Annotated in this window: 20 protein-coding genes; 10 read left to right on the top strand and 10 right to left on the bottom strand. The window is 73.0% G+C overall.

Annotated elements, in window-relative coordinates:
- The first annotated feature begins 25 nt into the window (after positions 1-25).
- The 5 genes from AB0H81_RS26190 (at position 26) to AB0H81_RS26170 (ending at position 4,714) form a co-directional block, all read left to right on the top strand.
- Positions 26-1,795 (top strand): NAD+ synthase, encoded by a 1,770-nt coding sequence (locus AB0H81_RS26190; RefSeq protein WP_358379675.1) that lies wholly within the window; start codon positions 26-28, stop codon positions 1,793-1,795.
- A 103-nt stretch (positions 1,796-1,898) separates the two neighbouring features.
- Positions 1,899-2,399, top strand: coding sequence for a SigE family RNA polymerase sigma factor (locus AB0H81_RS26185; protein WP_358379672.1), 501 nt, complete (start codon positions 1,899-1,901; stop codon positions 2,397-2,399).
- Positions 2,396-3,586 carry a hypothetical protein gene (locus AB0H81_RS26180; RefSeq protein ID WP_358379669.1) on the top strand — a complete coding sequence of 397 codons (1,191 nt, stop codon included), beginning with the start codon at positions 2,396-2,398 and terminating at the stop codon, positions 3,584-3,586. Before AB0H81_RS26185 ends, AB0H81_RS26180 begins: the two co-directional genes overlap by 4 nt.
- A 124-nt stretch (positions 3,587-3,710) precedes the next feature.
- Complete coding sequence (locus tag AB0H81_RS26175; RefSeq protein WP_358379666.1) at positions 3,711-4,064, top strand: hypothetical protein; 354 nt, start codon at positions 3,711-3,713, stop codon at positions 4,062-4,064.
- A 128-nt stretch (positions 4,065-4,192) separates the two neighbouring features.
- The gene (locus AB0H81_RS26170; RefSeq protein WP_358379664.1) at positions 4,193-4,714 is read left to right on the top strand and encodes a hemerythrin domain-containing protein; all 522 of its coding nucleotides are present in this window, start codon (positions 4,193-4,195) and stop codon (positions 4,712-4,714) included.
- 35 nt (positions 4,715-4,749) lie between these two features.
- Here AB0H81_RS26170 and AB0H81_RS26165 read toward each other — a convergent pair whose 3' ends face one another.
- The 3 genes from AB0H81_RS26165 to AB0H81_RS26155 all read right to left on the bottom strand — a co-directional run bounded on the left by AB0H81_RS26165 (position 4,750) and on the right by AB0H81_RS26155 (position 7,058).
- Positions 4,750-5,757: a 1-aminocyclopropane-1-carboxylate deaminase gene (locus AB0H81_RS26165; protein WP_358379661.1), complete on the bottom strand. Its 1,008-nt coding sequence runs from the start codon at positions 5,755-5,757 to the stop codon at positions 4,750-4,752.
- Positions 5,758-5,779: 22 nt separating this feature from the next.
- Positions 5,780-6,466, bottom strand: a complete 687-nt coding sequence (locus tag AB0H81_RS26160) for a GntR family transcriptional regulator (protein WP_358379658.1) — start codon at positions 6,464-6,466, stop codon at positions 5,780-5,782.
- 136 nt (positions 6,467-6,602) lie between these two features.
- Positions 6,603-7,058, bottom strand: a complete 456-nt coding sequence (locus AB0H81_RS26155; RefSeq protein ID WP_358379655.1) for a hypothetical protein — start codon at positions 7,056-7,058, stop codon at positions 6,603-6,605.
- Between the two features lie 282 nt (positions 7,059-7,340).
- Here AB0H81_RS26155 and AB0H81_RS26150 point away from each other — a divergent pair, with 282 nt between their 5' ends.
- The 3 genes from AB0H81_RS26150 to AB0H81_RS26140 all read left to right on the top strand — a co-directional run bounded on the left by AB0H81_RS26150 (position 7,341) and on the right by AB0H81_RS26140 (position 8,980).
- Positions 7,341-7,466: a hypothetical protein gene (locus AB0H81_RS26150; protein ID WP_358379653.1), complete on the top strand. Its 126-nt coding sequence runs from the start codon at positions 7,341-7,343 to the stop codon at positions 7,464-7,466.
- 126 nt (positions 7,467-7,592) lie between these two features.
- Positions 7,593-8,405, top strand: a complete 813-nt coding sequence (locus AB0H81_RS26145) for a hypothetical protein (protein ID WP_358379650.1) — start codon at positions 7,593-7,595, stop codon at positions 8,403-8,405.
- A complete protein-coding gene (locus AB0H81_RS26140) occupies positions 8,402-8,980 on the top strand; it encodes a helix-turn-helix domain-containing protein (protein ID WP_358379647.1) in 579 nt (192 codons plus the stop codon). The genes AB0H81_RS26145 and AB0H81_RS26140 overlap by 4 nt, the downstream gene beginning before the upstream one ends.
- A gap of 82 nt (positions 8,981-9,062) precedes the next feature.
- Here the strand turns inward: AB0H81_RS26140 and AB0H81_RS26135 are convergent, their stop codons facing one another.
- Positions 9,063-9,665: a superoxide dismutase gene (locus AB0H81_RS26135; RefSeq protein WP_358379645.1), complete on the bottom strand. Its 603-nt coding sequence runs from the start codon at positions 9,663-9,665 to the stop codon at positions 9,063-9,065.
- A gap of 341 nt (positions 9,666-10,006) precedes the next feature.
- Between AB0H81_RS26135 and AB0H81_RS26130 the strand changes: the two genes are divergently transcribed.
- On the top strand, positions 10,007-10,492 hold the full coding sequence (locus AB0H81_RS26130) for a hypothetical protein (RefSeq protein WP_358379642.1): 486 nt from the start codon (positions 10,007-10,009) through the stop codon (positions 10,490-10,492).
- 25 nt (positions 10,493-10,517) lie between these two features.
- Here AB0H81_RS26130 and AB0H81_RS26125 read toward each other — a convergent pair whose 3' ends face one another.
- The 6 genes from AB0H81_RS26125 to AB0H81_RS26100 all read right to left on the bottom strand — a co-directional run bounded on the left by AB0H81_RS26125 (position 10,518) and on the right by AB0H81_RS26100 (position 18,448).
- Positions 10,518-11,780: a hypothetical protein gene (locus AB0H81_RS26125; RefSeq protein ID WP_358379640.1), complete on the bottom strand. Its 1,263-nt coding sequence runs from the start codon at positions 11,778-11,780 to the stop codon at positions 10,518-10,520.
- A gap of 31 nt (positions 11,781-11,811) precedes the next feature.
- On the bottom strand, positions 11,812-12,198 hold the full coding sequence (locus tag AB0H81_RS26120; protein ID WP_358379637.1) for a hypothetical protein: 387 nt from the start codon (positions 12,196-12,198) through the stop codon (positions 11,812-11,814).
- On the bottom strand, positions 12,195-14,372 hold the full coding sequence (locus tag AB0H81_RS26115; RefSeq protein ID WP_358379634.1) for a right-handed parallel beta-helix repeat-containing protein: 2,178 nt from the start codon (positions 14,370-14,372) through the stop codon (positions 12,195-12,197). The genes AB0H81_RS26120 and AB0H81_RS26115 overlap by 4 nt, the downstream gene beginning before the upstream one ends.
- Before the next feature lie 131 nt (positions 14,373-14,503).
- Positions 14,504-15,136, bottom strand: coding sequence for a TetR/AcrR family transcriptional regulator (locus AB0H81_RS26110; RefSeq protein ID WP_358379631.1), 633 nt, complete (start codon positions 15,134-15,136; stop codon positions 14,504-14,506).
- A gap of 7 nt (positions 15,137-15,143) precedes the next feature.
- Positions 15,144-16,694, bottom strand: a complete 1,551-nt coding sequence (locus AB0H81_RS26105) for an MFS transporter (protein ID WP_358379628.1) — start codon at positions 16,692-16,694, stop codon at positions 15,144-15,146.
- Between the two features lie 536 nt (positions 16,695-17,230).
- Positions 17,231-18,448, bottom strand: coding sequence for an MFS transporter (locus AB0H81_RS26100; protein ID WP_358379625.1), 1,218 nt, complete (start codon positions 18,446-18,448; stop codon positions 17,231-17,233).
- Between the two features lie 132 nt (positions 18,449-18,580).
- Between AB0H81_RS26100 and panB the strand changes: the two genes are divergently transcribed.
- Positions 18,581-19,432, top strand: a complete 852-nt coding sequence (gene panB / locus AB0H81_RS26095) for a 3-methyl-2-oxobutanoate hydroxymethyltransferase (RefSeq protein WP_358379622.1) — start codon at positions 18,581-18,583, stop codon at positions 19,430-19,432.
- Positions 19,433-19,518 lie beyond the last annotated feature (86 nt).

Here is a 19,518-nt window from a genome sequence, read left to right as displayed (position 1 = left end):
AATCATGGCGTATTAGGCTGGTCACGTGGCTCAACTGCGCATCGCCCTGGCACAGACCAACCCCACCGTAGGAGACCTCAGCGGCAACGCGGGCAAGCTCGTCGCGTGGACCCGCGACGCCGCCGAACGCGGCGCCCACCTCGTGGTGTTCACCGAGATGTTCCTCACCGGGTACCCCGTCGAGGACCTGGTGCTGCGCACGTCGTTCGTGGACGCCAGCATCAGCGCGCTCCGGGAGACGGCCGCCCGGCTGCGCGACGAGGGACTCGGCGAGCTGCCCGTGGTCGTCGGATACGTCGACCGGGCCGGGCTGGCGCCGCGCGTCGGCCAGCCCAAGGGCGCGCCGCTCGACGCCGCCGCGCTCCTCCACCGCGGGGAGGTGGTGACCTGCACGGCCAAGCACCACCTGCCCAACTACGGCGTCTTCGACGAGTACCGCTACTTCGTCCGCGGCGACCGGCTGCCCGTCTTCCGGCTGCACGGCGTCGACGTGGCCGTCGCCGTCTGCGAGGACCTCTGGCAGGAGGGCGGCCCCGTGTCCGTCGTCGGCCGGGCCGGCGCCGGGCTGCTCGTCGTGCCGAACGCCTCGCCGTACGAGAAGGAGAAGGACGACGTCCGGCTGGAGCTCTGCGCGCGGCGGGCGCGCGAGGCCGGGTGCGCCCTCGTGTACGCCAACCAGGTCGGCGGCCAGGACGAGCTGGTCTTCGACGGCGACTCACTGGTCGTGGACGCCTCCGGCGAGCTGGTCGCGCGGGCCGGGCAGTTCCGGGAGGAGCTGCTCACCGTGGACCTCGACCTGCCGGTGTCCGACGCCGAACCCGGCAGGTACCCGTTCGACGCCGGCGACGGGTCCACGATCACCGTGGAGCGGCTGGTGCTGTCGTCCGACCCCGTCCCGCCCTACGAGCCGGAGCCCCCGGTCGTCGCCGAGCGGCTCGACCTGCACGCCGAGGTCTACTCGGCGCTCGTGCTGGCCGTGCGCGACTACGTGGCCAAGAACGGCTTCCAGTCGGTCATCCTCGGCCTGTCCGGCGGCATCGACTCGGCGCTGACCGCGACCATCGCCTCCGACGCCGTCGGCCCCGACCGGGTCCACGTGGTGCTCATGCCGTCCCGCTACTCCTCCGACCACTCCCTCGCCGACGCCGAGGAACTGGTACGCCGCCAGGGCGTCAACGCCCGCGTCGTGCCCATCGCCGACATCGTGGACGCGTTCGAGAAGGAGATCGAGCTGTCCGGCCTGGCCGCCGAGAACCTCCAGGCCCGCGTCCGCGGCATGATCCTCATGGGCCTGTCCAACGAACACGGACACCTGGTGCTCACCACCGGCAACAAGAGCGAGCTGGCCACCGGCTACTCCACCCTCTACGGCGACTCGGCGGGCGGCTTCGCCCCGATCAAGGACGTGCCGAAGACGATGGTGTGGGAGCTCTCCCGGTGGCGCAACGAGCACACCGACCCGTCGTTCCTGCTGCGCGCCGACCGTCCCGTGCCGGAGAACTCCATCACCAAGGAGCCCAGCGCCGAGCTTCGTCCCGACCAGCGCGACACCGACTCGCTCCCGCCGTACGAGGTGCTGGACCGGCTCCTCGACGACTACGTCGAGAAGGACATGGGCTCGGGCGAGCTCATCGAGGCGGGGCACGACCCGGAGCTGGTGGCGCGGATCATCCGGCTGGTGGACCTGGCCGAGTACAAGCGGCGCCAGTACCCGCCGGGGCCGAAGATCACCCCGAAGAACTTCGGCCGCGACCGCCGCCTGCCCATCACCAACCGCTGGCGGGAAACCACCTGACCGGCTCGGAATGGGCTTCCGCCCCTGGTGGGAGGCTACCCGTGCAACAGTTTCCCTTCCTCGTCCCTCTGAGATGTGAAGGAACGACGAAGGGCGACGACTGTTGGACGCAGACTCCCGTTTCGCGGAGTTTGTCGCCGAACGCGGCGACGCGCTCCTGCGCTACGGCTACATGCTGGCCGGCAATCCGCACGACGCGGCCGACCTCGTCCAGGAGGCGCTGCTGAAGCTGCGTGCCGCCTGGCCCCGGCTGCGGCGCAAGGAGAACCCCGAGAGCTACGCGCGCACCACGATGGCCAGGCTGCACATCGCCGCCTGGCGGCTGCGCCGGCGCGAGCTGCTCGCCTGGGATCTGCCGGAGCTCGAACACCACGACCAGTTGCCCGGCGGCGACGAGCGCCGGATGTGGCAGGCGCTGGCCGGCCTGCCGCGCAAGCAGCGCGCGGTGCTGGTGCTGCGCTACTACGAGCAGCTCGACGACGCCGAGATCGCCGCCGTGCTGGGGATCTCGCGCGGAACCGTGCGCAGCCAGGCCGCGCGCGCTTTGGACAAACTCCGCGCCGCCGCGCCTGCCGAGCCGATGACCAGGGGGAACCTACGATGACCGAGGTCGAGGAGACGCTGCGCAGGACGTTCGGCCAGGCCGAGGGCCACGCGCCCCGGCTGCCCGCGCTGCTGGCCGAGCGGCTCGAAGGCGTCCACCGGCGCAGGAGGCGGCGGGCCCGGGTGGCGCTGGCCGCCGCGGCGGTCGTCCTGGCCGCGAGCGGGACGTTCACCGTGACGCGCGGCGGCGACACCATCACCGCAGTGCCGGCCTCAGGGCCGCTGTCCGACAAGCCGGTCGCGCCCGTGGAGAAGGTCTGGCCGCAGGCCGTGCGGGTGCTACCGGCGAAGGGGCCCGGCGGCCTGTCGTGGCGGCCGGCCGGGCTGATCGACGATCGCACGCTGCTGATGGTGACGTCGACGGCGGACGACGGGGTGGCGGCCGCCCTGTACGCCTACGACCTGGACAAGGGCGCGGAACGCGAGATCGTCACCATGCCGGACCCGGACAGGAACGGCTTCGCCAACGGCTTCATCGCGGGGAACGGACACCTGGCATGGTGGACCGGGTCCAAGGACCGCGTCGCACGCCTGTGGACCGTGCCCGTGGACGGCGGTAAGGCGCGGCTCGTCGGCACCCAGAGCATCAAGGAGGGTGACGGCAGCGGGATCGACGCTCTGGCCGTGGCCGGCGACAAGATCGTGTTCTCGCTCTACACCGGCGGGGTCTTCTCCGTCCCCGTCGCGGGCGGCCCGGTCGAGCCGGTCAAGGGAGGGGCCGGGATGCACGTGCTCACCTGGCCCTGGATCGGCGCGCCCGGGCGGGGCGGCGAGCCCCACGGCACCGAGTACGCCCGGATCGTGAACGTCGAGACCGGCGAGACCAGGACGGCCGTCACCGAGGCCGGCGAGGAGATCATGTTCTGCGGCGTGACGCTCTGCTACGGCCGGACGGCCGAGGGCCGGGGCTTCCTCCGGCACCGGGACGGCTCCGCGTACAAGGCCCTGCCCGAGGGGATCGTCGTGGGCGAGCCGCCGGCACAGGACCGCTTCTTCGCCTCGTCGTACGGCGACCGCGCTCCTGAGGGCGTGGGACTCTACGACGTGGACACCGGCGCGTCGGGCGACCTCGGCATCCAGGGCGAGGGGCAGAGCATCATGATGCCGTCCTCCGACCCGACCGGCCGGCTCCTCAGCTACACGCTGGCCGACCGGCTCTACCTGATCGACCTCGCCAGGATCCGATGACGGCCGCGGCACCGGCGGGAAATGCCCGGCACATGCCCTCCTGATGTCCTGGTCGGGTTCATCCGGACACCTGAGCATGAAGCACAGGGGGAACCTCGGACGAATCCGACCGGAAAGGGACATCATGCTGCTGAGGAAGTCGATGAAGAACCTGATCACGGCGGCGGCCATGGCGACAGCGCTCACCGGAGCCGGCATCTCCGCCGGGCCGGCGGCCGAAGCCGCCGTCGCCTTCAACTGCCTGCCGGCGATAGGCACGAGTGACGGCCACGTCGTGAACGGGTTCTGCTATTCGGGCCCCGGAACGCGGTACTGGGTCGTCGCCCCGTTCTGCACGCCGAGCAGGTGCAGCAACCTGGGCGGACCCGAGGCCGTCTACGGGCGCTCGAGCATCATCAACGCGGGCAGCACCGCCTTCTGGAACCTCAAGTACCGGTACTGCGCGAACAACGGCCAATGCACTCCCTGGGCCGGCTGACCGGAGAGCCCGGCCGGGCACGGAGTTGACCGCGCGCCGCCCGGGGTGATGGAATCCGGCCTCAGCGTCGCGGTGTACCCGGCAAGCAGACCGCCGAGGACATGGAGGCGCCGGACCATGGGACTTCCATGCGACCCACCACCACCCCCGGCGACCGGCTCACGGCGTTCGGGAACCAGCTGATCGACGTTCACCGCCGGCTCCGCGAGGAGCTGGCCCGGTTGCGCCACGACCTCGACGCCCATCTCGAGGGCCGGGCCGAGCGGCCGAAAGACTTGCGGGCCCACTGCCTGGCCTTCTGCTCGGCCCTCGAACGCCACCACACCGGCGAGGACACCGTGGCCTTCCCCGCCCTCGCCGAGCACGCACCGGAGCTGCGGCCCGTCCTGGAGGAGCTGACCCGCGACCACGGCCAGGTCAGCGCCATGCTGCGGACGTTCCAGGGCCTCCTCGACGACCTCGCCACGGCCGGCACAGCGGAGGCGCGGCGCCTGCGCGGCGAGCTCGACGGCCTCGCCGCCCTCGTGGAGTCGCACTTCACCTACGAGGAACGGAAGATCGTCGCCGCCCTCGACACCCTGCGGGCGCCGGAGTGGACGGCGTCACCGCCTGCTTTCCTTCTGCCTCCTGAGACAAGGTCCGCGTTCTGAGGGAACTTTCTGAGCCCTGAGGGAAGGCCGGCGCGTCAGCGGAAGACCCCGCTGTAGGCGTTGAGGGCGGGCTGGCCTCCGAGGTGGGCGTACAGCACCGTGGAGTCGCGCGGGATCGCGCCGTCCCGCACGAGGTCGATCAGGCCCGCCATGGACTTGCCCTCGTAGACCGGGTCGAGGATCACGCCTTCGAGGCGGCCGGTGAGCCGGATGGCGTCCACGGTGGACTGGACGGGCACGCCGTACAGGTCGCCGGCCCAGCCCTCCAGCAGGGTGATCTCGTCGTCGCGCAGCTCGCGGCCGAGGCCGGTCAGCTCAGCCGTCGCGCGGGCGATCTTCTCGACCTGGGCGCGGGTCTCGGCGGGCTTGGCCGAGGCGTCGACGCCGAGGACGCGCCGGGGACGGTCCTGGCGGGCGAAGCCGGCGATCATGCCCGCCTGGGTGCTGCCGGTCACGCTGCACACCACGATCGTGTCGAAGAAGACGCCCAGCTCCTCCTCCTGCCGCCGTACCTCCTCCGCCCAGCCGGCGAAGCCGAGCCCGCCGAGGGGGTGGTCGGAGGCCCCGGCCGGGATCGCGTACGGGGTGCCGCCGGCCGCCCGGACGTCGTCCAGGGCCTGCTGCCAGCTCTCCTTGAACCCGATGCCGAAGCCCGCCTCGACCAGCCGCACGTCCGCGCCCATGATCCGGGACAGCAGGATGTTGCCGACCTTGTCGTTGACCGCGTCGGGCCAGTCCACCCAGCTCTCCTGCACCAGCACGGCCTTCATCCCGGCCTTCGCGGCGACCGCGGCGACCTGGCGGGTGTGGTTGGACTGCACGCCGCCGATGGTGACGAGGGTGTCGGCGCCGCGGGCCAGGGCGTCCGCGACGAGGTACTCCAGTTTGCGGGTCTTGTTGCCGCCGAACGCCAGGCCGCTGTTGCAGTCCTCTCGCTTGGCCCAGACGCGGGCGCCGCCGAGGTGGTCGCTCAGCCGGTCCAGCGGGTGGACGGGGCTGGGCCCGAACAGCAGCGGGTAGCGCGGAAAGCTGTCGAGGGACATCTGTCACTCCTTGCCTGGTATGTCATGGCTCGGCGCCGCCAGGGAAGCCGTCGAGCAGGGCGTCGAGGAGGGGTTCGAGGGTCTCCCAGTTGGCGCGGGTGGCGGCCGCCGCCCCCTCGGCGTCGCCCGCCTCGCACAGCGCGATGATCCGCTCGTGCTGCGCCACCGAGCGCCGGCCGCTCAGCGAGGAGAAGCGCAGCCGTTCCAGCCGCCGCAGCATCGGCGTGAACTGCTCCAGGACGGAGCGGATGGCGGCGTTGGCGCTGGCGGTCACCAGGACGCCGTGGAAGTCGTCGTCGGCGGCGATCGCCGCCTCGACGTCGTCGCGGCGCAGCGCGCCGGCGAAGCGCTCGTTGGCCGCGCGCATGGCGTCGAGCTCGGCGGCCGACAGGCCGGGCAGCGCCTCGCGTACCGCGAGCTCGTGCATGGCGGCCGTCACGGACCGGGCCGCGCGGGCGGCCCGCACGTCGAGCGGGCTGACGATCGTGTAGCGGCCGGGCTTGGTGCGCACGAGACCGGCCTGCTCCAGCCGCGCCAGCGCCTCCCGGACGGGGGTGCGGCTGACGCCGAGCCACTCCACGAGGTCGCCGTCGCTGAGGCGCTCGCCGGGGGCCAGGGTGCCGTCGACGATGGCGTCGCGGATCGCCCGGTAGGCGTCGTCGCGCAGGAGGGATCGGGAGACTTCCCCACGTCTCTTCGGAACCGGCATGCAATATATTGCATGCTGCCCAACGCCGTTTGTCAACGGCGTCCCCGGGGCGTCCGGGTTCGCGGACATCCGCCTCGCCTGGGCGGCCCGGACGATCACCGTCCCCCGGTGCACGTCCAGGCGGGCGAACGGATCGTCACGACCGGCCCCCGAGGCGGCGCGACGGCTGCGGCAGCGCTCCGACCGGCGCCACCACGTGGGGCCGCGGGCCTTCGCACGCCCAGACCACGCCTTCACGGCTCCCCCGCGCGTGCAGCCCGAACCGGTGCCGCGGGCACTCCGGCCAGACCACCCGGCAGACCTCCATGAGGCACTCCTGCAGCCCTTCCGCGACCGAGAGGAGGGCCGATCCCTCGTCGCCGCCCCACAGGGCCGTGCCGCCGCTCCAGTACTTGCCGTCGCTCAGGCCGACGTACGGCCCGCCGCCACCGGGCACGAGGATGACCTGGAACGCGTACCGGCTGCGCAGCTCGGGATCGAGGTCACCGACGACCGTCGCCAGCGCCTCCTCCAGCCGCCCGGCCTCGTCACCCGGCAAGGCGTCACCCATGTCCATCTTCGTCCCTTCGCCGATCACGGGATGGATTCTCACAGCTCCTTCGCGGCGGCCGCGATGACGCCGCGCACCGCCGGCGCGATCCGCCCGGCGGCCGCCCCGGCGTCGAGAGGACCGGCGTCGGGTGAACCGGCGTCGGGTGAGCCGGTTCCCCGGACCTGCGCCTGGCGGTGCCCGCCGATCGGCTCCGGCTCCGGACGGGGTCACTGACCAGCGGATACGTGGAACTGCCGGTCACCTGGTAGGCCCGGAAGCCGAAGGCAACCGATCCCCGCCGGCGACCGAAATGAGGATTACGCTGGAGTTTTGGGGGATCTCATGAACATCGGCTTCTTTCTCATTCTCTTGATCGCCGTAGCGGTCGTCTTCAGCATGGGCTTCCTGCTCATCGAGACGGTCCTCAAGATGGTGCGCGACGAGAACCGGAACGAGCGCCCGCGCTGACACCTGCCGCTCGGCCCCGTCGCGCATGTCCAGCGCCGGGGACCACGACGGCCCGCAGGGAGCGGCACCGCCACGGAGACATGGGAGCACGAGGACGCGTCCATGGGCGTTTGCTAGAGTGAACGTATGGTTCAGCAAATCGACACCCACCAGGAATCCCTCTACCTGGAGGACACGTACCTGACCGCCATCAGCAGCCCCGTGGCCGCGGCCGGGCGTGACGAGGACGGCGGGGCGTGGGTCGCGCTGCGGCGGAACATCTTCCACCCCCAGGGCGGCGGCCAGCCCGCCGACCACGGCCGGGTGGGCGCGTGCGAGGTGACGCCCGTGCGCCACGCCGCGACCGGTCTGGTGGTGCTGCGGGCCCGCGACGACGCCGGCCCCGGGCTCGGCGACCTGACGGAGGGCGACCTCGTCGAAGCCAGGGTCGACGTGGATCTGCGCCTGCTGCACGCCGCGCTGCACACCGCCGGCCACCTGGTGGAGGCGGCGACCCGGGCCGAGGGCTGGGGCATGGCCGGCAGCAACCACTTCCCCGGCCAGGCGCGCATCGAGCTCACCGCGCCGGCGACCGGCGAGTCCCTCGCCGGCCCCGAGGAGCGGGACCAGGCCGCCGACCGGCTGCGCGCGTTCGTGGCCGCCGCCGTCGCCGATGACCTCCCGGTCACCGCCGGGCGCGATGCCGAGGGCCGCCGCGTCATCCGGCTGGGCGACCTGCACGCCGCTCCGTGCGGGGGTACGCACGTGCGCGCCCTCGGCGACCTGGCGGAGGTGACGATCTCGGGCGTGAAGCTGAAGAAGGGCCGCGTCCGCGTGTCCTACTCCGCCTCCCACCGGCCGCTCACCGCCGGCCCCCTGCCCCTCGGGTCGCTCTCCTCCGGGGAACTCTCCGGCACGCCTCTCACCTCGGGGCCGCTCTCCTGCGGGACGGTTCGGTGACCGCCGTCCCCGGCCGCGACCGGCGGCCCGCCAGCGGCGCCGCCGCCGCGGCCGGCGCCCAGATCCAGCGCCGGCGCCTGCAGCGCGGGATGAGCCAGGCCGAGCTGGCCCGGCGGACCGGGCTGAGCAAGGCGACGCTGTCGCAGCTGGAGGCCGGCCTGGGCAACCCCACCGTCGACACCCTGGACGCCATCGCCGTCGCCCTGGCCGTCCCCCTCACCGACCTGCTCGCCCGCCACGCCGGCCCCGGCACCGTCCATCTCCCCTCGACGCCCGCCGCCGCCGGCGAGCCCACGCGCGAGCTGCTGCGGCGCATCAGCGGCGGCCACAGCCTGGAGATCTGGCGGCTGCGCCTCCCGGCGGGCGCCTCGGTCGACGGCGTGCCCCACGCGCCCGGCACCACCGAGCACCTGCTCGTGGCCTCCGGCCGCCTGCTCGCCGGTCCCGCCGACGACCCGCGTGACCTGGGTCCCGGCGACATGCTGGCCTTCGCCGGCGACGCGCCGCACCGCTACCGCACCGGCGACGAGAGCGCCGACGTCACCGTCGTCATCGCCTCCCCCGCCGCCGGGTGAGGAGGAGCCGGATGACCGGGAGCGGCGCCCGCCCGGCCCCGCGGACCAAGCTCGGGCCGGGCGGGCGCCGCCTGCACAGGGGTCAGGCGCCGCGGGCGGCGTCGAACCGGGAGATGACGTCGTTCCAGTTGATCAGGCCCCAGAGCTTCTCGACGTAGTCGGGGCGGACGTTGCGGTACTGCAGGTAGTACGCGTGCTCCCAGGCGTCGAAGACGAGCAGCGGGGTGGTGTTCATGCCGACGTTGCCGTGGTGGTCGTAGACCTGCTCGACGACCAGGCGGCGGCCCAGGGGCTCCCAGGCGAGGACGCCCCAGCCGGAGCCCTGCACGGTGGCGGTGGCGGTGGTGAGCTGCTTCTGGAAGGCGTCGAAGGAGCCGAAGTGCTCGGTGATGGCCTCGCCGAGGTCGCCGTCGGGGCGGTCGCCGCCGTCGGGTGACAGGTTCTGCCAGAAGATCGTGTGCAGCACGTGCCCGGACAGGTTGAACGCGAACGTCTTCTCCAGCCCCACCAGGCCGCCGAACTCGCCCTTGTCGCGCGCCTCGGCCAGCCTTTCGAGGGTGTCGTTGGCGCCCTTGACGTACGCGGCGTGGTGCCTGGCGTGGTGCAGCTCCAGGATCTCGCCGGTGATGGCGGGCTCCAGGGCGGCGTAGTCGTACGGCATGTCCGGAAGGGTGTACTGGCCCATCGGCGCGCTCTCCTCCAACGAATCATCGCTTAATGCGAGTTATTTGCAATAGCGATATTGAAGCAGAAAGCCGTGTCCGGCGGTAGCACCCTCGTGGACGGCTCCGGCCGGGCGGTGCAACTTTCAGCGCCCGTCCCGGCGGAGCGACGGGGCCGGGCGTGGGCCGTCCGGGCCGGTGGGCGGGTGTGCGGGCGGCCCGAAGGCTCGTCCTTCGGACGGGCGGGACGAGGCTTTAGCGCCGGGTTGATTCCCCGCCCGGTCGCCGCCCGCGCCGCGGGCCCCGCACGATGGGACGACCTCCGGACGTCACCAGGAGGCCCCGGGTGGAAGGAGAGTGGGCCGTGCCCGCACGCGTCAGGGTCGTGCTGTGTCACGCGATCAGATCCGTCACCGTCGTCCTCGTGGCGCTCGCCACGCTGTCACTGCCGATCGCCCCGGCGCACGCCGCCTACGGCCCGCCGATCCCCGTGACCATGGAGGTCTACGCCAAGGGCGTCAAGCTGGCCGGCGCGTACGGGTCGCTGCAGTTCGACGACGGGAACACGAAGTACGCCTACTCCCTGGCCATGTGTCGCGAGTCCAGCTACAGCCAGCCGAACCTGTGGATCTCGGTCAACGGCGGGCCCCGCAGCCTGGCGTGGTCCGGCGGCGGCAGTCCGGTCTCGATACCGCAGTGCCGCTACGACGCGTACCTGATCTCCGCCGAGGTCCAGCACGGCGGCGTCGTGGCGAACGTGGCGTTCACGCTGGACGGCGTGCACTTCAGCAACCAGAACGTCGCCACCTATCACAGCAGGACCGCCACCTTCGACAACCCGTACAACTGAGCCCTCTCCCCCGGCCCCGGCGGCCTCACGCGGCGAACAGGAGCGTGAGGCCGCCGAGGGTGTAGCAGAGCATCAGGACGAACAGCGGGATCTGGCCCGCCACCGCGCGCCCCGGCGGCAGCAGCCGGACGGAGCGGTCGTGCGCCGCGACGACTCCCGCGACGTGGCCCGCGACGATGGCCACCACCTGGACCGTGGCGATCGTGCCGGGCCCGACGACGTCCCGGTTCACCTCCACGCCGAGCCGGTCCAGGCCGAGGGCGAGGATGACGGCCCGCTGACCCTCGAAGACGAGCAGCGAGAAGTAGTGGGCCACCAGGTAGCCGAGCGCGATGGGCACCAGCGAGTGGGCGAAGCGCGGGGCCAGGCCGCGTGTCCCGCCGACGAGGCCGGCCACGCCGAGGCAGGCCGCGTACAGCAGCGCCACCCCGGCCACCGCCGCGAGCAGGCCCACGGTGCCCAGCCCGGTGCGGCCGAGCGGGCTCGCCTGGAGGGCGTCCACCCAGACGGGCGCGCCGGAGAAGCCGTCGTAGCCGGTGCCGCCCAGCAGCACGCACACGGCCGCGACCAGGCCCGGTGCGGGCCGCACGGCGTCCAGGCCGTCGAACGGGCCGCGCAGCACCCGCGTGCCGTCCTCGCGCCGGCCGAGCGGCGACAGGTGGCCGATCAGCGTCGAGTACACCTCGAACGGGTCGCCGCGTTCCAGCCAGGCGTGGCCGTACGTGAGCGTGCCCGCGACCTGCGCCGCCGCGTACACGGCGCCGAAGGCGAGCAGCGTCGGCGGCGCGGCGGGTTCCGGCGCGACGAGCTCCGTCCAGGTGAACGCGAGCAGCCCGGCGGCGGCCGGCCAGTACCCGAGGCGGGCGGGCAGCGGGCGGCGCGGCCGGTCGGGCAGCAGCCGGAACGGGCTGACCGTCCGCCACACCGGCCCGAACAGCAGCGACGCCGGGACGAGGCCGACCCAGAACAGCACGTACACGAGGTACGGGCCGGCGTTGCCCTCGGCCGGGCTCAGCAGCAGCCGGCCCGCGGTGTAGAGGGCGGCGAGCAGGGCCGCCACCCGGGCCGGGCGGGCGGAGGGCCGCACGCGGATCACCCGTCCTGCCCGGTCGCCGCTGAAGCGGGAGTCCGCCCACAGCAGCCCGAGCGCCAGGAACGACACGACCAGCGCGGCGACCGCCCCGGCGTAGGCGTAGAAGAGCGGGATCGGCAGGTCGCCGCGCTCGCCCACCCCGTGTGCCAGGACGCCCGCCGCCATCTCCCCCTGGAGGAGGACGAGGCCGCTCACCGCACGGCCGCCCGCGTGAGGACGAGGCCGCTCACCGCACGGCCACCTGGGTGAGGACGAGGCCGCTCCTGTGCGTCTCCACCTCGAACACCCCCGTCAGGTCCGCCCGGAAGCGCACCGTCACCGGCTGCCCGGGCCGCAGCTCGGCCGTGCGGTCGTAGCCGTGCACGTGCAGCTCGTCGGCGACGTCGCTGGTGACCGTGACGGCGACCGTCTGGCCGCGCCGCGCCTCCAGCCAGCCGGACGGCGGGCTCACCCGTCCGGCCCGTACGGAGATATCCGCCCGCGCCTCACCGGCCCGGCCGCCCGGCGGGACGGTGGCCACCTCGTGGCTGTTGCCCGGGTTGTGGTGCGTCTGCGACAGCGGCCCGCACCCGGCCACCAGCACGACGGCCGCGACCCGGATCAGCCGCCTCACGCCGGGACCTCCGCCTCCACGGCGGGTTTCCCGGCGGCCGGGGCGCGGCGCGGGGCGAGCACCACGACCGCCGCCAGCACCCACACGCCGGCCAGGAGCCCCCGGATCCAGCCCGGCCCGAGCGGGATGACCGGGATGAGCCGGACCAGCCGGTCGTAGGCGTCGGCCAGCGCCAGCACGCCCAGCGCGACCGTCAGCCGGCCGAACGCCCGCCGGTCCCTCAGCACCGCGGCGCCCAGGCACAGCCACCACCCGGCCATGAGCAGCAGCGCCACCCCCGCGAGCAGCGTGTCGTCCACGGCCGCCGCCACCACGTCCAGCGCCAGCCCCGCCAGCCCGAGGACGGTCCCCGCGACGACGAGCCGGCGCCCGCGCCGGGTCCGCTCCTGGCGGGCGGGCGCCACCCCGCCGGGCGACGGATCGCCGGGGCGCCGCCGCGCCGCGCGGCCCGCCCGCGCCCAGAACAGCACGGCCAGCAGCCCCAGCACGAGCGACCCGCCCAGCGCGAGCTGCGTCTCCACCTTGCCGAGCCCCGACGCGCCGAACCAGTCGCAGCCCGCCGGCAGCCGCGCCGCCTGGGCGCTGAAGTCCGCGCACAGGTAGAGCTTGGTGAGCTTGACCGGCTCGGCCAGCCACCTGCCGGACCCTCCGGACAGCTCGGGCGCCTTGGCCGCGCAGAGCGGCAGCGCCGCCGGGCTGGTCCGCCCGGCCCCCGCCTGCCAGCAGTTGCCCGTGCCCTGGCCGTCCCACCACACGTCGCGGCCGTTGGGCCGCCGCTCGCCGCCCGGGCCGACGCCGAGCACGTTGCCCTCGTACCGGTTGAAGTCGGAGGTGTCGGCCTGCCTGTGCAGGCGGGTCTCGCCGCGGATGAACGCGGGCACCCCGAACAGGTGGAACGCCGCCCCGCGGTGGCCCCACACCTGGTTGTTCCTGAAGACGTTGTAGTTGCCGCCCGCGACGATCACGCCGGTGCCCGGCGGGACCCCGACCTGGGAGCAGACCACGCCCCGCTCGTAGCCGCGCTCGGCCGGCGGCTTGGCGCACGTGCCGTCGCGGGTGTGGCGGTAGTAGTCGCGGTTGTTGTCGTAGATCTTGTTGTTCTCGAACCTGGCGTGGTTCTGCGGCAGTCCGGGGTGGCCGGGCCAGAGGCTGTCCATCGTGGCGCCGACCATGTTGTCGTAGAACTCGTTGTCGTGGACCCACATCGAGTCGCCCGCGGTGCCGGAGTAGCCGAGCGCGTTGTCGTGGCTGCGGCAGCGGCGGATCTCGATCGCGTAGCGGGGGACGTCGTGGCCGCGGCCGTCGTTGAGGTTGGAGGCGCTGCCCGGGTAGAGGCCGCCGTCGCCGTTGCCGTACGCCTCGCAGTCGGTGTACAGGCCGTGGTCGCTGGCGAAGGTGAGGAAGCCGTACTCGTCGTTCCAGCGGGTGAGGACCCGGTCGATGACGAACCCGTCGGTCTCCAGCACGTACAGGGAGTTGAACGTGGTGCGCTGGGCGGTGAGGTTGCGGAAGTACACGCCGTCGGCGCGGTCGGCGCGGATCGCGTTCAGCTTGCGGTACTCGGCGTCCACGATCACGTCGAGCGGGCCGGCGCCGGTGCCCTCGATCTGGAGGTCCTTCTTGCCGAGGATGGCGACGAGGTTCTGGTTGTGGGGGCACTGCCGCTGCTGTTCGAACGTGAGGATCTGGTAGCCCCAGGTGGACCAGCGGGCGGGCAGCCGCGCGCAGGCGCCGGCCGGTGCGGCCTGGCTGGGCTCCTCGCGGTAGAGGCCGGGCAGGATCGCGATCGTCATCCCGGGCCGGTCCACCTTGTCGACCGCCTCCTGGAGGTGCCTGACGCCGTCCTTGAGGCACCGCCGGAACAGCGTCAGGTTGCGTTCGCGCAGCTCGGCGGGGAATCCGGCGACGCGGCGGGCGAAGTCCGCCTGGTCGGTCTTGCACACCAGCAGGTCCGGCTCGCCGGTGCGCAGCGCCGGCACGCTGCCCGATCCGTCCGGCAGGGTGACGGGCCGTTCCTCGTGGGCGAGGGCGACGCCCGCGGGCAGCAGCAGGGCCCCGGTCAGGGCGGCGGTCAGGGCGGCGGTCAGGGCGGCGACGGAGCCGGCGCGACGGAGCAGGGCGCGTAAGGGGGGCCGGTGTGAGGGAGGCCGGGACGAGGGGCGTAAGGGGGGCATGGCCGCGAGACTAGAACAGGGCTCACGTTCTGCCTAGAGGCGGATGATCTTCCTTGGCGGTCGTCCCCGGAACGACGACGGCCGCCCCGGAGCGGACTCCGGGGCGGCCGTGGAAGCGCGGGAGAGGGCGGTCAGTCGGCGGCCAGACCGGTCAGGGCCTGGTCGACGATGCGCTCGGCGAGGTCGTCGGTGATCTCGCCGTTGCCCCACTTGGTGTACCAGATCATGGTCCCCGAGAGCATGCCGAGCGCCATCTCCACGTCGACGTCGGGCCGGAGCTCGCCGGTGTCGATCCCGCGCCGGACCACGTCGCGCACGGCCTGCTTGCGCGGCTCGACGGCGGTCTTGACGAACCGGCCCATGAGGCGCGGGTAACGGTCGGCGTCGCTCATGGCGATGTTCATGAGGCATCGCGTGCGCTCATGACCCGCCTCCGTCTGCATGGCCGCCAGGAGCGTGATCAGGTCCTCGCGCACCGAGACACCCTTGACGGGCGGCAGCGGGGCCTTGAGGGCGGCGAGGGAGTCGGCGACGAGGTCCTCCTTGTTGGACCAGCGCCGGTAGATGGTCGTCTTGCCGACCCCGGCCCTCGAGGCGATCGCCTCGATGGACAGCTCGGCCACGCCCATGCCCTCCGCGATCAGGTCGAGGGTGGCCTCGATGATCGCCTTCTCGGCCTTCTCGCTGCGGGGACGACCCGCCGGGCGACCGGCTCCCGCCGTCGCCTGCCCGGCCGTCCCGTTCGTCATCTCCTGCGTCGTCATCGCGGCCTCACACTACCGCTGGTTCCTTCGTTTCGGCCTCCTGTACGGGGGCCGGCTTGCCGGGCATCCACCGGAAGACCACGGCCACGCCGAGCAGCGCGATCGCGGCGGACACCAGGGCGGTGATGTGCATGCCGTGGATGAACGCGTCGTAGGCGGGCTCCATCAGGCTCTGACCGCGCGCGCCGAGCGCCTTGGCGACGGCGTCCGTGGCCATGAGCGACTCGCCGGCGGCGTGCCGCACGGCCTCGGGCAGGCCGGTCAGGTGCGGGGCGATCTCACCGCGGTAGCTGGAGGACAGCACCGAGCCGAGCACGGCCACGCCGAGCGCGCCGGCGACCTGGCGGACGGTGTTGCTCATGGCCGAGCCGACGCCGGCCTTCTCGCGGGGCAGCGACTCCATGATCGCGGTGGTGGCGGGCGGCATGATGTTGGCCATCGCGGCGCCCTGGATGAAGAAGATCACCTCGATGAGCAGGACCGGGGTGTCCTGGTCGAGGAACGCGTAGCTGGCGAGAACCAGGGTGATCACGGCCATGCTGACGCCGGAGGCGAGCTTGGCGCCGAAGCGCTGGTTCACGCGCTGGCTGAGCGGCGCGAAGATGAGCTGGGCCGCGGCGAAGGGGATCATCAGCGCTCCCGCCTGGACCGGGCTGAAGCCGAGCACGATCTGCAGGTAGAAGGTGAGGAAGAACATCCCGCCCATCATCGCGAAGAAGACCATGCCCATCATGCCGATGGCCGTGCTGAAGCGGACGTTGCCGAAGTTGCGGACGTCGAAGACGGGGTTGTCGATGCGCCGCTCCCACCAGGCGAAGACCGCGAGCACCGCGATGCCGACGAGCGCCGGGACGTAGACCTCGGCGTCGGTGATGGTGGCCAGCTCGCCGCCGCGGATGATGCCGTAGACGACCGCGACGAGGCCGATGATCGACAGCAGCACGCCGACCGGGTCGAGCTTGGACGGCTTGGGGTCACGCGACTCGGGCACGATGAACCCGATCAGGAACATGCTGATGATCACGATCGGCACGTTGATGAGGAACACCGAGCCCCACCAGAACCGCTCGATCAGCAGGCCGCCCGTGATGGGGCCGATGGCCACGGCCAGGCCGACGCCGCCCGCCCAGATGCCGATGGCCTTGCCGCGCTCGGCCGGGGGGAACACGTTCGAGATGATGGCCAGGGTGGCCGGCATGATCGCCGCGCCGCCGATGCCCATCGCCGCGCGGGCCATGATCAGCTGAGTGGGATCCTGGGAGTAGGCGCTGGCCAGCGAGGACAGGCCGAACAGCGCCATGCCGATGAAGAGCATCCGCTTGCGACCGGTGCGGTCGCCGATCACGCCGAAGGTGAACAGCAGCCCGGCGAACACCAGCGTGTAGGAGTTGATCGCCCACTCCAGCTCGCTCTGCGTCGCGCCCAGTCCATGGGTGGGGTCGGCGATGGTCTTCATCGCCACGTTGAGGATGGTGTTGTCGAGCACGACCGCCAGCAGGCTGAAGACCAGCACGCCGAGGATCGTCCACCGGCGTGGATGGCCTGCGTGGGTTTCCATGTGAACTCCAATTTCGATACGTCAAGGTTTCGCAACGCGAGCGTATCGTAAGATATTCCGATACGCAACGGTGCCGTTTCGAAAGTGCGCCGCCCTGCGCCGGCCGCGCGAACGCTCCGTCGCATGACGCCGCTTCAGGGGGCGACCTGCGGCGGGGCACCCCCGCCCAGGCGCTGGCGCGTGGAAGGGCGCGCTCGGGACAACCGTCCCCTGAGCGAGCGACGGCCTGGATGGGCGCCGGCACGGATGGGCGCCGGCACGGATGGGCGACCGCCCACGGGCGCGCGTCCGCGGGCGGATGTCCCACAACCGGGCGACCGCACGTCACCGCAGCCGGCCCATGGCGTCGCGCGCACCCCAGGGCAAGGGATCAGGGCTCAGATGGTCGCAGGGTCACGGGGTCGCCGGGTCGCAGGGTCACGGGGTCGCCGGGTCACGGGGTCGCGGGTCACCTGGGGTCACTGGAGTCGTGGAGCAGGGAGCCGCGGTGCCGGGGAGCCGCAGTGTCAGGGGTCGCGGCGTCCGGAGCCGCGGTGTCAGGGGGCCGCGGCGGCAGGGACCGGTTCCTCTGCCGTCGCCGGGATGGCCTCGGCCGAGCGGCCGCGCCAGAACGGCACCGCGACCGCCACCATGACGACGCCCACCGCGCCCGCCACGGCGAACGCCCAGGCCGGGCCGTGCGTGTCGATGACGGCACCCGCGATCGGCGCGGACAGGGCGCCACCGACCAGCAGGGCCGTGCCGTGCAGGCCCATGGCCTCGCCGCGCGCCGCCGCCGGCACCCGTCCGCTCACGGCCTCGACCGTGGACGACAGCGCCGGCGCGCACAGCAGGCCCGCGGGCAGCATCGCCAGGACCAGCCACCGCCAGTCGCCGGCCGCCAGGCCCACGGGCGCCGTCAGCAGCCCCATGCCCGCGATGAGCCCCAGCGGCGAGAACCCGCGGCTCAGCCCGCCGTACACGAACCCGCCCAGCAGGGAGTAGACGCACCACAGGGCGACGGCGAGCCCCACCCACTCGGTGTCGCCCGCGTTCTTCATGGTGCCGACGAGGGCCAGCTCGCTCGCGGTCAGCACGAACGTGGCCGCCGCGGCCGTGCCGAACAGCGCTACCAGGCCGGGCGTGAGCCAGCGCCGCCTCGGCACCCGCTCCTGCTCGCTCGCGAGCTCCTCGGCCGAGCGGGTCGGCGGGTTGAGCGCGATCAGCCCGAGCCCGGCGGCCGTCATGCCGCAGGCGATGACGGCCATGGTGGGGCCGCTGCCCAGCGTGGTGACGCCGGCCACGGCCAGCGCGGGCCCCGTCATGTAGGACAGCTCGACGATCATCGAGTCGAGCGAGAAGCCCATGCGGCGCTGCTCCAGCGGCACCATGGCCGTCAGGCACTGCCTGATCACGCTGAACACCGGCAGCGCCAGCAGGCCCGAGAGCGCCGCCGCGACCACCAGCGCGGGGAAGGGCAGCGCCCACGCGCCCGCCCAGAACGCGGCCTGCGCGCCGGTCGTGACGGCCAGCACCGGGCGCAGCCCGTGCCTGTCGACGAACCTCCCGGATAACGGCGAGCCGACGGCCATGCCGACCGTGCTGGCCATGGTGACCAGCCCCGCCTGCCCGAAGCCGAGCCGCATGCCTTCGACGACGTGCAGCGTCAGCGCCATGCCCGTCGCGGTCGACGGGACGCGGGCCAGCAGGCCCACGAGGAGCAGGGTGCGGACGCCGGGCAGCCGGAGCAGGCGCCGGTAAGGTTCGAGAGCCATGGTGATTGCTTACCTCCGCACCTATTGTGGCAAGTGGCACCGACAGTCTCGCCACTGGATTTCGCGGGTGGCATCATCGAAGGGTCCGGGTACGCCACTGGGGCGCCTCGAGACCTTTCTGGAGCGTTCGACATGCCTTCTTCCGCCATGCCCCCACCCACCCCCACCTCCCTGTACGGCGGCGCCACCGGGCGGCGCGTCACCGTCCGCGACCTCGCGGCCGCCAAGGAGCGCCGCGAGAAGTGGCCGATGCTGACGGCCTACGACGCCATGACGGCCCGGGTCTTCGACGAGGCGGGCGTGCCGGTGCTGCTCGTCGGCGACTCGGCGGCCATGGTCGTGTACGGCTACGACTCCACGGTCCCCGTCACCGTGGACGACCTGCTGCCCCTGACGGCCGGCGTCGTCCGCGGCTCCTCACGGGCGCTCGTGGTGGCCGACCTGCCGTTCGGCTCCTACCAGGCGTCGCCGGCGCAGGCCCTGGAGTCGGCGGCCCGCTTCCTGAAGGAGGCCGGGGCCCACGCGGTCAAGCTGGAGGGCGGCCATCGGGTGCTGCCGCAGGTCGAGACGCTGGTGTCGGCCGGCGTCCCGGTCATGGGCCACCTCGGCCTCACCCCTCAGTCCGTCAACGCCTTCGGCGGCTACCGCGTCCAGGGGCGCGGCGAGTCGGGCGAGGAGCTGATGAAGGACGCCAAGGACCTGGAGCGGGCGGGCGCGTTCGCGCTGGTGCTGGAGTGCGTGCCGGCCGAGCTGGCCGAGCGGGTGACGACGTCCCTGTCGATCCCCACGATCGGCATCGGCGCCGGCCCCGCCACGGACGCGCAGGTGCTCGTCTGGCAGGACCTCATGGGGCTCACGCCGCGCCCGGCGAGGTTCGTCAAGCAGTACGGGGACCTGGCCGGCGACCTCGACCGCGCGGCCCGCGCCTTCGCCGAGGACGTCGCCTCGGGCGCCTTCCCCGCCCAGGAGCACACCTACCGCTGACCCGCGCCCCCGCCCACCGCCCGGCCGCCCTCCGGCAGCCGGGGGGGGTTGGGTTTGTGGGCGAACCGCGGGCGTGCGGGCCCGGT

Origin of the sequence: Nonomuraea sp. NPDC050691 (assembly GCF_040654455.1) — a bacterium.
GTDB lineage: Bacteria > Actinomycetota > Actinomycetes > Streptosporangiales > Streptosporangiaceae > Nonomuraea.
Note: the sequence above shows the minus strand (reverse complement) of the source record. Positions and strands in the feature narration are given on the sequence as shown.

Bases quoted from the DNA above. Each gene is read 5' to 3' on its own strand.
- AB0H81_RS26180 (WP_358379669.1), top strand. From the start codon at position 2,396: ATGACCGAGGTCGAGGAGACGCTGCGCAGGACGTTCGGCCAGGCCGAG.
- AB0H81_RS26145 (WP_358379650.1), top strand. From the start codon at position 7,593: ATGGTTCAGCAAATCGACACCCACCAGGAATCCCTCTACCTGGAGGAC.
- AB0H81_RS26115 (WP_358379634.1), bottom strand. From the start codon at position 14,372: ATGCCCCCCTTACGCCCCTCGTCCCGGCCTCCCTCACACCGGCCCCCC.
- AB0H81_RS26135 (WP_358379645.1), bottom strand. From the start codon at position 9,665: ATGGGCCAGTACACCCTTCCGGACATGCCGTACGACTACGCCGCCCTG.
- AB0H81_RS26175 (WP_358379666.1), top strand. From the start codon at position 3,711: ATGCTGCTGAGGAAGTCGATGAAGAACCTGATCACGGCGGCGGCCATG.
- AB0H81_RS26150 (WP_358379653.1), top strand. From the start codon at position 7,341: ATGAACATCGGCTTCTTTCTCATTCTCTTGATCGCCGTAGCGGTCGTC.
- panB (WP_358379622.1), top strand. From the start codon at position 18,581: ATGCCTTCTTCCGCCATGCCCCCACCCACCCCCACCTCCCTGTACGGC.
- AB0H81_RS26100 (WP_358379625.1), bottom strand. From the start codon at position 18,448: ATGGCTCTCGAACCTTACCGGCGCCTGCTCCGGCTGCCCGGCGTCCGC.
- AB0H81_RS26170 (WP_358379664.1), top strand. From the start codon at position 4,193: ATGCGACCCACCACCACCCCCGGCGACCGGCTCACGGCGTTCGGGAAC.
- AB0H81_RS26160 (WP_358379658.1), bottom strand. From the start codon at position 6,466: ATGCCGGTTCCGAAGAGACGTGGGGAAGTCTCCCGATCCCTCCTGCGC.
- AB0H81_RS26165 (WP_358379661.1), bottom strand. From the start codon at position 5,757: ATGTCCCTCGACAGCTTTCCGCGCTACCCGCTGCTGTTCGGGCCCAGC.
- AB0H81_RS26105 (WP_358379628.1), bottom strand. From the start codon at position 16,694: ATGGAAACCCACGCAGGCCATCCACGCCGGTGGACGATCCTCGGCGTG.
- AB0H81_RS26110 (WP_358379631.1), bottom strand. From the start codon at position 15,136: ATGACGACGCAGGAGATGACGAACGGGACGGCCGGGCAGGCGACGGCG.